Consider the following 13,557-nt stretch of genomic DNA (forward strand, 5'->3'; position numbering starts at 1 on the left):
GAAAAATGGAACGGATCAGACGTTTTATTCGGGAACTGTCGGACGCGGCGTGGCTGGAGCAAATCGAGCTGCGCAATTGGAAGATCACGAAGTCGGCATATTTGGTTCCCGGAAAGTATACCGAGGAAGCCGGCTACCCGGAGGGTCAAGGGCTTGAGCGGTTTCCGAGCACGCAGGGAACAACGTATTTTTTTAGGAGCGAGTTAACGATTCCGGACCGCTGGCAGGGCGGCCATGCCGGCCTCGTATTTGCCTCTGGGGGCGAAGGGCTGCTGAGAATCGACGGAAAGTCGTATCAAGGCCTCGACCGGAACCATACTTTTGTGACGTTGCCCCGGGAGCAGGGGGATCGTCCGCTTCAGCTTGAGATCGAACTGTTTGATCCGATTCCGGAGCCGATCGATCCGCTGAACCGGCAGGCGGTCATTCAGCCGCCGATTTCTTCGATTCAGAGCAAGCTGGTGCTGGTCAACCGTCCGGTGCAAAGCCTGATGTATACGGCGACCGTGATCCGCGATTCCGCCGTGCTGCTGCCGGAGCAGGATATGCGGCGCACGCGGCTGATCGAGGCGCTGCACGCCGCGATGGACGAGTTCGTGGTGCTTGATCCTGACGCGATTCAAGATGGCGGCGGGATCGCCGAAATCGAGCGGCGGCTGGCGGAGCGGGTCAAGGCGATCGGCGGCAACGCCGAAGGTCTGATCCATATGATCGGCCAGTCGCACATCGATATCGCCTGGCTGTGGCCGGCGCGCGAGACGGTGCGGAAAACGAGCCGCACGTTCTCGACAGTAGACGCTTTGATGCGCGAATACCCGCAGTACCGGTACGCGCAAAGCCAGCCGCAGCTGTTTGCTTATTTAAAGGACAACGACCCCGAGCTGTATGAGCGGGTCAAGGCGAGAATCAAGGAAGGGCGTTGGGAACTGGTCGGCGGCATGTGGGTCGAGCCCGACCTCAACCTGCCGAGCGGCGAGTCGCTGATGCGGCAAATGCTGTACGGGCAGCGCTTTTACCAGGAGGAGTTCGGCCAAACCTCGGACATCGAATGGCTGCCGGACACGTTTGGCTATTGCGCTTCTTTGCCGCAGATTTTGCGGCATGGCGGCATCCGCTATTTTATGACGACGAAGCTGGGCTGGAACGACACAAACGTGTTCCCGTACGACCTGTTCCACTGGGTTGGCATCGACGGCACGCCGATGTTGTCTTATTTGAACCACGGCGTCAACGAAAACACGCTGCCGAAAGACGTGCACGATCACTGGCAGTCTTACCGGGAGAAAGCCGTGCATCCCGAGCAGATGCTGCTGTACGGGCACGGTGACGGCGGCGGCGGCGTGACCCGCGAAATGCTGGAGTATATCGATCGCTCCGGGCTGATGATCGGCCAGCCGGCCAGTGAATACAGCACGGCGGCGGCGTTTTTTGCCGGGATTGAAGCGGCGGGGCCGCAGCTGCCGTCGTGGCACGGAGACTTGTACCTGGAGCTGCATCGCGGAACGTACACGACCCATGGCCGCAACAAGCGGAACAACCGAAAAGCGGAAATTTTGTACCGCGAAGCGGAATTGTGGAACACGCTGGCGGCATCGTCGCTGCCGGCGGAACGTCAGCGCGAGGTGCAAAACACGCTGCATGACGGCTGGAAGCTGATTTTGCTGAATCAGTTCCATGATATCATCCCGGGTTCGGCGATTACGGAAGCGTATGAAACGTCGGAAAAAGAATACACGGAAATTTTCGCAACAGGGAATACCGGTTTGCGGCAAGGCCAGACGGCGCTGGCCGGGCAGATCGCCACGGCGGGCGAAGGCAAGCCCTACATCGTGTTTAACAGCCTCGGCTGGACCCGCGACGCGGTGATCGAGGTTCCCGGGCACGGCTTTGGCCGCTCCGTTGCCGCCTATGACGAAAACGGCGCGCGGCTTGCGCTCGACTTGCTGCCGGGAACGGGCGGAAATGCCGAGGCGGCTTGGGTGCGGGTGCCGGAGGTTCCGGCGTTCGGCTACAAGACGATTTGGCTGAGAAGCGAAGCGGATTCGCTGGCAGCGGCGTCGGCTGGGGGAGCGGCAGATGAGGGAACGGATAAGGCGGATATCCTCGCTGCCGTTGGCCAGGTACTGCAGGAGAAGGGCCTTGCCGCCAAGGAACGGATGTTTACCGACCGTTGGGAAACGGACCACTACTGCTTAACGTTTAATGAGCGCGGCGAAATCGTTAGCCTTTGGGACAAAGCGGCGGACCGTGAAATCGTGAAACCGGGCGAAACGGCAAACCGCTTCCACTTCTTCCATGACCGCCCGACGCTGTGGGACGCCTGGGACATCGACAGCCGCTACGAACAGCAGCCGGCCGGGCAAGCGAAATTGCTGGAAAGCCGGCTCGCGGTCCGCGGCAAGGTCAAGGATGTGCTGCAATTCCGCTGGCGCATCGGCCAGTCGGAAATCATGCAGGACCTGATCCTGTATCATCATGACCGGCGGATCGATTTCCGGACGAAGGTAAACTGGAACGAAGCTCACAAACTGCTGAAGGTTGGGTTCCCGATCGATGTGGTGACCGACAAAGCGACCTACGAAATTCCGTTCGGCGCGCTTGAGCGCGTCACGCACCGCAATACAAGCTGGGAGCAGGCGCAATACGAAGTGTGCGGCCACCGTTTTGTGGACGTCTCGGAACGGGGCTACGGCGTAAGCCTGCTGAACGACTGCAAATATGGCTACGACGTTCAGGGCAGCACCATCCGCCTGTCCCTGCTGCGCGCGCCGAAATGGCCGGACGTTACGGCGGATCTGGGCGAGCACGAATTCACGTATTCGCTGTACCCGCACCTCGGCGATTGGCAGACGGCCCATACGGTGCGCGCCGCGGCTGAACTGAACCATATCCCGGCGGTCACAGCCGCCGAGGCTCATCCGGGAGCGTTGCCGCCAGCGCAATCGCTGATCGGCTTTATCGGCGAGCACGTCGTGCTCGACACGGTGAAACCGGCCGAGGACGGAAGCGGCGTTATCCTGCGGTTCTATGAATCCGCCGGCGGACGCGAACGTGTGGAGCTGAGCTGGAAGCAGCCGTACAGCAAGGTATGCGTATCGAATGCGCTCGAACAGGAGCTTGAGCCGCTGGCGGCCGAAGCGGGCCGGATCCGGCTCGATTTTGCCCCGTACGAGATCAAGACGATTAAAGTGAATGGATGAATAAACCAGACCAATAAAGGAATGAGACTGCTCATGGAACAATTTAGACTCCCGAAAATCCCGATGCCGAAGCTTGCGCTTCCGCAGGCCGTTCAGGATGTGCTGGCCGAAGCCGAGGTGAAGCTCGGGCATCGTCCAAAGCTTTTGCAGCTGTTCAAAAATTGCTTCCCGAACACCCTGGAAACGACGACCAAGCTGATGGACGACGGCACGACCTTCGTCATCACCGGGGACATCCCGGCCTCCTGGCTGCGCGATTCGGTGGAACAGGTCATCCACTACGTGCCGCTGGCCAAACACGATCCCGAGCTGCAGCGCATCATCGGCGGATTGATCAAGCGCCATATCCAATACGTCCAGATCGACCCGTACGCCAACGCTTTTAATGAATCGGCGAACGATTGGCACTGGAACACGGCGGACGAAACGGAGATGTCGCCTTGGGTGTGGGAGCGGAAATTCGAAATCGACTCCCTCTGTTTCGTCGTCCGGCTCGCCTATGCGTACTGGAAAGAAACCGAGTTGACCGACATTTTCGATGCCGGCTTCAAAGCGGCGATGCGGAAAATCTACGAGCTGTTCAAAACCGAGCAGCGCCACTTTGAGCAGTCGCCGTACCGGTTCACCCGCAACAACGGTATTCCTACCGATTCCTTGCGCAACGGCGGTCTGGGCATGCCGGTGAATTACACCGGGATGATCTGGTCGGGCTTCCGCTCAAGCGATGACGCCTGCGATTTCCATTACAACATCCCGGGCAACATGTTCGCCGTCGTTGCGCTGCGCCAGATGCAGGAATTCGCCGAATGGGTGTTCCGTGACTTGGATTTCCTGGCTGAGCTCAAGGAGCTGGAATTCGAGGTCGATCACGGGATTAAGCTGTACGGCATCTACCGGCACCCCGAATTGGGCCCGATTTACGCGTACGAAACCGACGGCTTCGGCAATTACTGCCTGATGGACGACGCCGGCACGCCGGGTTTGATGTCCATTCCGTATCTCGGTTATGCCGGCGCGGACGATCCGGTGTATCAAAATACGCGGCGTTTTGCCCTGAGCAAGGAAAACCCGTTTTACTTCGAAGGCAAAGCGGCAAAAGGCATCGGCAGCCCGCATACGCCGATGGATTACATCTGGCATATGGCCTTGTCGATGCAGGGCCTGACGGCGCGGACGAAGGAAGAAAAGCTGGAGATGATCGCGATGCTGGAAGCGACCGACGCTGACACGGGCTACATGCATGAAGGCTTCCACGCCGATGATCCGAACACGTTCACGCGCAAATGGTTCGCCTGGTCGAACAGCCTGTTTTCGCAGCTCGTGTACCGGGCGATGCAGGAAGGCATTTTGTAGGGGCGTGTCAGTAGGGCGTGGCGTTGGGGCGTATCGAAAGGCTGCATCAAAAGCCACACCAATATTCTAACGGTTGCCACAAGCGCTATTTGTTCCAAAAACGTTGATTTCAAATTGTAACGGTTGCCATGGCGCTTATTTCACTTAAACTAGGCTATTTTTGCTTAGATTCAGGCCAATAACGGCGCTCACAACCGTTACAATTTTGAAAAGGGCTTTTTTTGGAAAATAGCCGCTGCTACAACCGTTAGATTTCCGGCGGGCGACAGTATCGATTCGAAAGCCTAAGCTTTTAAGGAAATCTGAGCAAAAGTTAATATCTGATAAATAACCTTTTATACAAGAAGGAGACATGACGACGATGAGCAAAATTGTTGGCGAAGCCCTGAAAAATATCCCTTGGCAGGACAAACCGGCCGGCCTGAACGCCCCGGTTTGGCGTTACTCGCAAAACCCGATTATCGAACGCCACGCGATCCCGAACTCCAACAGCGTGTTCAATTCGGCGGTCGTGCCTTTTGAAGGCGGATTTGCCGGCGTGTTCCGCTGCGATTCCCGTTCGGTGAGCATGGACATTTTTGCCGGATTCAGCGACGACGGGGTCAACTGGAAAATCAACCACGATCCGATCCAGTTCGAAGGGGACGAGGAAGTGACCAAGCGGGAATACCGCTACGATCCGCGCGTTTGCAAAATCGGCGACCGCTATTACATCACCTGGTGCAACGGCTACCACGGCCCGACGATCGGCATCGCCTATACGACCGACTTCAAAACGTTCCATCAGCTGGAAAACGCCTTTTTGCCGTATAACCGCAACGGCGTATTGTTCCCGCGCAAGATCGGCGAACGCTACGCGATGCTCAGCCGCCCGAGCGATACCGGCCACACGCCGTTCGGCGATATTTTTTACAGCGAAAGCCCGGACCTCACGTTCTGGGGCAAACACCGTTATGTAATGGGCACGATTAACGGCGACGCCTCCGCATGGCAATCCAAAAAAATCGGCCCCGGGCCGGTTCCGATCGAAACCGACAAAGGCTGGCTGCTCATTTATCACGGCGTTATCAATACGTGCAACGGATTCGTTTACCGCATGGGCTGCGCCCTGCTGGACATCGACAAGCCCTGGATCGTTAAAGCGCGCTCGCGCAACTACATCCTCGGCCCGGAAACGCTGTACGAATGCGTGGGCGACGTGCCGAACGTCACTTTCCCGTGCGCGGCTTTGACCGACGCCGAAACCGGCCGGATCGCCATTTACTACGGCTGCGCCGACACAGTGACCGGCCTGGCGTTCACAACCGTGGACGAACTGCTGAGTTACATGGAAGAATATCCTTTAGAAACGGAAGCTTGAACGTACCGAACCGGCGAATAACTGCAAATATTAGTCTGTTGAACAAATAAGGGAAAAAAATGTCGCTATTTCGGCGGTATCACCCACTATGAGTGGAATAGAGGAATTTTAGGTCGCTATTTTTCGAATCGCAGGGTTATGGCCGCATTTTAAGCCGTTCGTTGGAAAATAAGAACAAAAAATTCCGCTAATGGTGATAAATCAAGCTCAAATTCGAAAATAAGACCATAATGTTCCGCTATTTTAATGAGGGGGTAACGGAATGAAGAAGAAAAGAACAGCGCATATCATTTCCCATACGCACTGGGACCGGGAATGGTATCTGCCTTACGAGAAGCACCACGTTCGCCTCGTTCAGCTGGTGGACGCGCTGCTGGACAAACTGGACGGCGATACGGCGTTCAAAAGCTTTTACCTCGACGGGCAAACGATTATTCTGGAGGATTACCTGCAGGTCCGCCCCGAAAACAAGGAGCGGCTGGAGAAGTATATCCGCAAAGGGCGCATCCTGATCGGGCCGTGGTACATTTTGCAGGACGCTTTTCTGACGAGCGGGGAAGCGAATATCCGCAACATGCAGATCGGCCATCAGGACGCGAAACAATACGGCGCGCCGGCAAAAATCGGCTATTTCCCCGACACGTTCGGGCTCGTCGGCCAAACGCCGCAGTTGATGCGGCAATCGGGCATCGACAACGCCTTTTTCGGCCGCGGCGTGAAGCCGACCGGCTTCAACAACACCGTCTCCGACGGCGGGTATGAGTCCTCCTTCTCGGAGCTGATCTGGGAAGGGCCGGACGGCTCGAAAGTGCTTGGCATTTTGTTCGCCAACTGGTACTCCAACGGCAATGAGGTGCCGGCCCACGAAGCGGAAGCGAAAGCGTTCTGGGACCGCAAGCTGGCGGACGCGGAAAAATACGCGGCCACAGGCGAGCTGCTGTTCATGAACGGCTGCGACCACCAGCCGCTGCAGCTCGATCTGCCGGAGGCGATTCGCACGGCCGAGCAGCTGTACCCGGACACGAAGTTCGTGCATTCGAACCTGCCGGACTACCTGAAGGCGCTGGAGGGGGCGCTGGGCTGCCGCGAGCTGTCCACCGTCAAAGGCGAGCTGCGCAGCCAGCGCACCGACGGCTGGGGCACGTTGGTCAACACCGCTTCCGCTCGCGTGTATTTGAAGCAGATGAACCAGGAAGGCCAGGCCCTGCTGGAAAAAGTCGCCGAGCCGCTCGCTTCGGTGGCGAACATGCTCGGGCAAGACTACCCGCACCATCTGTTCACCTACGCCTGGAAAACGCTGATGCAAAACCATCCGCATGACAGCATCTGCGGCTGCAGCGTGGACGAGGTGCACCGCGAGATGGTCACCCGCTTCGCCAAGAGCCGCCACGTCGCCGAGGCGATTATCGACGACAGCAAGCGGGTCATCGCCGACGCGGTGAACACCTCGGTCTTCGCCGGGTACGGCGAAGATCCGCTGCCGCTGGTCGTCATGAACACGACCGGCTGGAACCGCACCGGCACGGTGACCGTGGAGCTGGACGCCGCCCGCCTGTATTTGCGCGAGGGGCTCGGCCTGGAGGAAACCGCCCGCCGCATGAAGGCGGTGGACCTGTCCGGCCGCGAGCTGGTGGATGAGGCGGGGAACGCCGTGCCTTGCACGGTGGAAGACCTCGGCCTGCTGTTTGGCTACGACCTGCCGGACGACAAGTTCCGGCAGCCGTACATGTGCCGCCGGGTGAAGCTGACGTTCCAGGCCGAGCAGGTGCCGGCGCTGGGGCATCGCGCGTACGCCTGGGTGCGCCGCCAAACGGCCACCGCGGCAGCACCGGCCTCGCTGTTCACCGGCGGCCTGGTCATGGAAAACGCCGGCCTGAAAGTGGAGATCGCCGGCGATGGATCGTTTGCGCTGACCGATAAAGCAACCGGCCAAATTTACCGCGACCTCGGCATCTATGAGGATACCGGCGATATCGGCAATGAATATATGTACAAGCAGCCGGAAGGCGAAAAAGCGCTGACCACCAAAGGACTTGCGGCACAAATCCGCATTTTGGAAGATACGCCGTACCGCGCTGCGGTGGAAGTATGCTTGAATGGGAAATTCCGGCTTCCGCCGACGACAAGCTGGACGAGGAGATGCGCGAGCTGGTGTACTATCCGCAGCGCAAGGCACAGCGCAGCAGCGAGCTGACGACGCTGAAGCTGCGCACGGTCATTTCGCTTGAAGCCGGCGGCAAAGGCGTGCAGCTTGAAACGACGATCGACAACACGGCGAAAGACCACCGCATTCGGGCGCTGTTCCCGACCGATCTGGAAGCTTCCGTACACCGCGCCGATTCGATGTTCGAAATCGCGGAGCGCAGCAATGTTCCGGCGCCGGAGTGGGAGAACCCGAGCAACACGCAGCATCAGCAAGCGTTTGTGGACGTAAGCGGGGAGAAGGCCGGTTTGACGGTCGCTAATCTCGGCCTGAACGAATACGAAGTGCTGCAGGGCGGCCGCAACACAATCGCTGTTACTTTGCTGCGCTGTGTCGGCGAGCTTGGCGACTGGGGGTTGTTCCCGACGCCGGAAGCCCAGTGTCTTGGCACGCATACGGCTCGGATGGAGCTGATTCCGCACAGTGGAGACGGCATCGCTTCCGGCGCATTTGCCGAGGCATACCAGTTCCAGGTGCCTTGGACCGTGTGCCAAACCGGGATGCATGAAGGCACGCTCGCTCCAAGCTCTGCGCCGTTCCGATGGGAAAGCAAGGAGTTGGCTTTTTCTTCGTTGAAAATGAACGCGGAAACCGGCGACCTGCTGCTCCGTTGGTACAATATGAGCCGGCAGCCGGGCGAGCTGACGTTCTGCGTGGATTTCGACCACGAGTATTTTTATAAAACGACGATTCTGGAGGAGGAGGGGAACCCGCTGGCTAAAGACGCCGTCGGCTGTCTGTCCCTGATGACCGGACCTTGCGAAATCGTCACGATCGGGATTCGGCGCTAACGCTGCCGGACGAAGACTTTTAGCGGACAAATAATATGGGCTACTGCCCCGCCAGTCAAGCGGGGACGTAGCCCTTTTTTTCTCCAAGCTATACCCTTACCGAAATTACCGGCGATATATTTATGTCTGCGGATACCGTGAAGGCCGTACCGTCGGATGTGTAAATTTTGGGTTCAATGGTGTCGGAACCCGTATTTTGTTGCACACTTGCAGGGTCGTTGTTACCGGATACAAGCCGCGCCTCATTGCTAATCTCTACCGTGTCGGCAGGTTGGTTTGCAACCTCTCGCTGCGCCTTTATTTTTGCTTCCATATCCTTTTGCAGTTTTGCTTCCTGCTCGGCTTGTTCTGTTTTTGTTGCTTGTTCTTTCGCCTTCTCCAATTCCTCCGCCGCATTATCGCTTTCACTTCTGGCAGAGTTGAGAGCGTTGCCGGCAACGCCTAAAGCTCTTCCCATTTTTTCCGTATCGGGATTAATTTTCGCCGCTTCCTTGTTGTAAACCGCCATAGGCGCATTGGACGCATGCATATAGTTGGAAGCTCCTATCAATCCGCTGATCACTCCCGGCGTAAGTATATTCATCGATTTCACCCCCTTTCCGCCTAATCGTTGTGGTGCTGACATCCTATTTATCGTCTATGAGAGGCGAGTAATTAATACAATTGTATTAAAAACATTGACTATTTTATTAACGTTTCCACGATCAGCCCGGGCAGGTAGTTGCACTTTTACAAAAATATGAAAATGAATTTACATATTGTTAATGTGCGTCCTCTATACTGAAAAAAGTAAAATCTACGAATTTCTTGGGATGGAGGATGGTTTATGCTTGGACATGGTTTGAAAAGGATGGCAAGTTTGCTGATCGCCTCGGCGCTCGTTTTGACGGCCTCGGCGGGTGGAAGCGGTGTAGCAGCGGAGGGGGCGGAGGCAGCGGATGCAGCTATCAAAAATGTAATTATTCTCATTCCGGACGGAATGGCGAATGACGCTACGGCGTTGTCCAGATGGTATAAAGGCAGCAGCCTGACGCTGGATCAAATGGCGAGCGGTCTCGTACGCACCCATTCGGCCGACGCGGCGATCGCGGATTCGGCTCCGGCGGGGACCGCTTTTGCGACAGGGCATAAATCGCATACGGGCTATGTTGGAGTGCTGCCGGACAAAGCGACGATGCCGGGGCAAGCCAAGATCCAGGCGGGCGACGAGAAGAAGCCGGTCGCTTCGGTGCTCGAAGCGGCCAAGCTGTCGGGCAAAGCGACGGGGATTATCGCTACTTCCGAAATTATGCACGCCACTCCGGCGGACTTTTCCGCCCATTATCCGGACCGCAAAAATTATGACGCGCTCAGCATGCAGCAAGTATATAACGGGATGGATGTCGTGTTGGGCGGGGGCGCCAAATATTTGGACGCTAAAGGCCGCAAAGACGGGGCCAACCTGGTCGCATCCATCAAAGCGCTCGGTTACGATTATGTAACGACTCCGGCCGCGCTGAAGGCATCGAAATCAAACAAGATATGGGGAGCTTTTGCGCCCGCCGGGATGGCCTATGACATGGACCGCGATCCGTCCAAGGAGCCGAGCCTGGCCGAGATGACCGCCAAAGCGATTGAAGTGCTGTCCAAAGACGAGGACGGTTTCTTCTTGATGGTTGAAGGCAGTAAAGTCGACTGGGCTGCTCATGCCAACGATCCGATCGGGGTCATTAGCGATGTGCTGGCTTTTGACGAGGCGGTCAAGGTTGCGCTTGATTTTGCCAAAAGCGACGGGCAGACCGCGCTCGTGGCTGTAACCGACCACGGCAACGGCGGGCTGACGATCGGCAACGCGTCGACGACCGGAAGCTATGACAAGGAGCCGTTGTCCACGTTCATCGGCCCGCTCAAAAAAGCGAAGCTGACCGGCGAAGGGCTGGAAGCCAAGCTGAACGCGAAGCGGACCAACATCAAAGAAGTGATGGCCCAGTATTTCGGCATTACTGACCTGACGGCGGAGGAAGTTAAAGCCATTAAAGAGGCCGAAGCGGGCAGCCTGAATTATACGGTTGGTCCGATGATCAGCAAGCGGTCGGGGATCGGCTGGACGACCGGCGGACATACGGGCGGCGATGTGGTTCTGTACACCTATGCGCCGAACGGCGACCGTCCGACGGGCGTGATCGACAACACCGACGTGGCCAAGTACATGGCACGCGTGATGGGGCTTGATTTGAACGCAGCGGCGGACAAATTGTTTGTAAAAGCCAAGCCGGCCTTCACGGCCAAGGGTGCGACCTACAAGCTCGATGACAAAAACGGCAAGATCGTCGTCACCAAAGGCAGCGACAAGCTGGAACTGCCGCTGCACCAAAGTATCGCCATCCTGAACGGCAAAAAGACGCAACTGGAAGGCGTGGTCGTGTACAACGGGGTTGAAGCTTTTGTACCGCAGCAGGCGCTTGACCTAATTCCGTAATAACTACGGCATTACCCGATTTTTCACCTGAAAATTACATTGCGTAAAAAGGGAGGGCGGCACCGTCAAGTCGTAAAACCGACTGATGGCCGTCCTTTTTATGTGTTGGAGCGGCGTCCGCCCGCGCTGCGGAGCCTTCTTCGAGGCTGCAGTCCGCTCACTCCCCAATTGATGATCTACACATTCTGATTGGAAATATCCAATTGAGTTGGAAACCAGTCGAAAAGCACAGCGCTTGATTGGATAATTCCAATAGAAAAGGCTCGAATGGCGCAAAACGGACGATTTTAGGGTATTCTACTGGATTTTTCCAATTGCGCTGAGAATGGAGGATTCAGTTGGCGGGATGCTGCTGTGCCACGCAAAAAACGAGGTATACTTTAGTATACCCCGCCCCTATAAAAGCACGTTTCCAATGTAGTTTATACCGCCGGCCTACACTTCCTCCCAAATCCGCCGTACGTTCTCGAAAGCGATTTTTGTTCCTTTGCGGCAGTCCTCCATGCCTTCGTATTCGATGGACAGGAAGCCGTCATAGGCGGAGCGTTTTACGATGCGGAGAATCTCCCACAGGTCGAGGTCGCCCTGGCCGGCGATCGCGCCGCGCAAATACTGGCCGCCCGCGCTGCGGAACCAGCCTTCTCCGGGGTTGCGGTCCGCCGGACGGATGTAGAAGTCTTTGACGTGCACCATCGACGCGTAGCCGATGTTTTTCTTCACCGCGATTACGGGATGTTCGTCCACGCACACAAAGTTCCCGACGTCCAGCGTCGTCTTGTAATTCGGCCGGTTGACCGCGTGGATCACCGCCTGTACCCGGTCGCTGGCCTGAACGTAATAGCCGTGGTTTTCCAGGCTGGTCGTAATGCCGTACTGCGCGGCATAATCGGCGATGCGCCGGCAGGCCTCGGCGATGCGCGGGAGATCCTCCTGAAAGCGCACGATCGAGGTATCCTGCCGGGAAGCAACGTCGTGGCGCATCAGCTTGGCGCCGAGGGCATGGGCAATGTCCACTTCCCGCATGACCCGGCGGATCTCCGCCTCGTAAGCTTCCGCCGTGTCCGTAATGAAATTGGCGCCGATGGCGTAGTTGGAAATGGCGATTCCGGCCTTGGCGGCCCGCTCGCGAATTTGCCCGGTCAGCTCGGGGGGGTGGTTCAAATCGAAGCCCAGCGGCACGATTTCGATATGCTCGCCGCCGATGCCGGCGATCCAATCGATCGCCTCCAGAATGGTCATTTCGTCCGCCTGCATGGCTTGAAAAAGACTATAAGAGCTTATTCCGAGTTTCATATTTTACCTCGCTCCCGGAAAGACCGGATGAAGCCGACCGCTTTGCGGATATCTTCCTCCGGCTTGTCGCCGACTTCCCGCTCGATCGTCAGATAGCCGGTGTAGCCGATTTCCTGCAGGGCGGCAAAATAAGCCGGAAAATCCACCCGGCCTTCACCGAGCGGAACCTCCTCAAATCCGGCGCCGCCGGAGGAAGCCATGTCGGCGATCTTTTCATGATCCATCGCCTCGTAGCCGAGATAGCCGTATACGTCCCGGGGATCGACCGGGCGATGGCGCACTCCGTCCTTCACATGCGTATGCACGATATAGTCCTGCAGCGTCTTGACGCCCTGCACCGGATCGTCGCCCGTCACCATCACCATGTTGGCCGGGTCAAAATTGACGGAAACGCCGTTCGTGCTCAGCGTGTCCAGGAAGCTTTTCAAATGTGCGGCCGGCTCCGGCCCCGTCTCGATTGCGAAATAGGCGTTCAAGCTTTTGGCGTACACGCCAAGCTCCTCGCAGGCCTGCTGCATGGCGGCGTAGATCGGACTGCTTGGGTCCTCCGGCACGATGCCGATATGGGTCGTCACGATGTTCGTGCCGAGCTCGACGGCCAGATCGAGAATGCGCTTCGACTTTTCGATTTTGGCCGGATTGGCGGCGGCGTCCTGAAATCCGTGACCGCCCAGATCGCCGCAGAGCGCCGATATTTCCAGGCCCAGCCCTTCGATATAGCTCCGCAGCTCTTTACGTCTGGCCGGGGGCAGCGCGGCCGGGTCCATTTCGCCGGATACGGCGTAGATTTGCACGCCTTCGGCTCCGAGTTCCTTCGCTTTTTTCAGGCCTTCCGTAACGCCCAGGCCCAAGCTGTCGACGATGATGCCGATCTTATTGTTCAGCTTCATATGCTAACG

General features: G+C 57.4%; 7 protein-coding genes and 1 pseudogene. 5 read left to right on the plus strand and 3 right to left on the minus strand.

What is annotated here, in order from left to right:
• Window positions 1-5: 5 nt before the first annotated feature.
• From EHV15_RS11870 to EHV15_RS11885, 4 genes and pseudogenes are all read left to right on the plus strand, one after another.
• On the plus strand, window positions 6-3,200 hold the full coding sequence (locus EHV15_RS11870) for an alpha-mannosidase (RefSeq protein ID WP_128631381.1): 3,195 nt from the start codon (window positions 6-8) through the stop codon (window positions 3,198-3,200).
• Window positions 3,201-3,233: 33 nt separating this feature from the next.
• On the plus strand, window positions 3,234-4,553 hold the full coding sequence (locus tag EHV15_RS11875; protein WP_128631382.1) for a glycoside hydrolase family 125 protein: 1,320 nt from the start codon (window positions 3,234-3,236) through the stop codon (window positions 4,551-4,553).
• A gap of 361 nt (window positions 4,554-4,914) precedes the next feature.
• Window positions 4,915-5,913 carry a glycoside hydrolase family 130 protein gene (locus tag EHV15_RS11880; protein WP_128631383.1) on the plus strand — a complete coding sequence of 333 codons (999 nt, stop codon included), beginning with the start codon at window positions 4,915-4,917 and terminating at the stop codon, window positions 5,911-5,913.
• A gap of 262 nt (window positions 5,914-6,175) precedes the next feature.
• A pseudogene (locus EHV15_RS11885) lies at window positions 6,176-8,907 on the plus strand (alpha-mannosidase).
• A gap of 88 nt (window positions 8,908-8,995) precedes the next feature.
• Here the strand turns inward: EHV15_RS11885 and EHV15_RS11890 are convergent.
• Window positions 8,996-9,490, minus strand: coding sequence for a hypothetical protein (locus EHV15_RS11890; RefSeq protein WP_128631384.1), 495 nt, complete (start codon window positions 9,488-9,490; stop codon window positions 8,996-8,998).
• A 243-nt stretch (window positions 9,491-9,733) separates the two neighbouring features.
• Between EHV15_RS11890 and EHV15_RS11895 the strand changes: the two genes are divergently transcribed.
• A complete protein-coding gene (locus tag EHV15_RS11895) occupies window positions 9,734-11,365 on the plus strand; it encodes an alkaline phosphatase (RefSeq protein ID WP_128631385.1) in 1,632 nt (543 codons plus the stop codon).
• Window positions 11,366-11,800: 435 nt separating this feature from the next.
• Here the strand turns inward: EHV15_RS11895 and EHV15_RS11900 are convergent, their stop codons facing one another.
• Window positions 11,801-12,658 (minus strand): sugar phosphate isomerase/epimerase family protein, encoded by an 858-nt coding sequence (locus tag EHV15_RS11900; RefSeq protein ID WP_128631386.1) that lies wholly within the window; start codon window positions 12,656-12,658, stop codon window positions 11,801-11,803.
• Window positions 12,655-13,548 carry a sugar phosphate isomerase/epimerase family protein gene (locus EHV15_RS11905; protein ID WP_128631387.1) on the minus strand — a complete coding sequence of 298 codons (894 nt, stop codon included), beginning with the start codon at window positions 13,546-13,548 and terminating at the stop codon, window positions 12,655-12,657. The genes EHV15_RS11900 and EHV15_RS11905 overlap by 4 nt, the downstream gene beginning before the upstream one ends.
• Window positions 13,549-13,557: the final 9 nt, after the last annotated feature.

Origin of the sequence: Paenibacillus oralis (assembly GCF_003863965.1) — a bacterium.
In the GTDB taxonomy this organism is placed as follows: Bacteria; Bacillota; Bacilli; order Paenibacillales; family Paenibacillaceae; genus Fontibacillus; species Fontibacillus oralis.

Bases quoted from the DNA above. Each gene is read 5' to 3' on its own strand.
- EHV15_RS11905 (WP_128631387.1), bottom strand. From the start codon at position 13,548: ATGAAGCTGAACAATAAGATCGGCATCATCGTCGACAGCTTGGGCCTG.
- EHV15_RS11895 (WP_128631385.1), top strand. From the start codon at position 9,734: ATGCTTGGACATGGTTTGAAAAGGATGGCAAGTTTGCTGATCGCCTCG.
- EHV15_RS11890 (WP_128631384.1), bottom strand. From the start codon at position 9,490: ATGAATATACTTACGCCGGGAGTGATCAGCGGATTGATAGGAGCTTCC.
- EHV15_RS11900 (WP_128631386.1), bottom strand. From the start codon at position 12,658: ATGAAACTCGGAATAAGCTCTTATAGTCTTTTTCAAGCCATGCAGGCG.
- EHV15_RS11870 (WP_128631381.1), top strand. From the start codon at position 6: ATGGAACGGATCAGACGTTTTATTCGGGAACTGTCGGACGCGGCGTGG.
- EHV15_RS11875 (WP_128631382.1), top strand. From the start codon at position 3,234: ATGGAACAATTTAGACTCCCGAAAATCCCGATGCCGAAGCTTGCGCTT.
- EHV15_RS11880 (WP_128631383.1), top strand. From the start codon at position 4,915: ATGAGCAAAATTGTTGGCGAAGCCCTGAAAAATATCCCTTGGCAGGAC.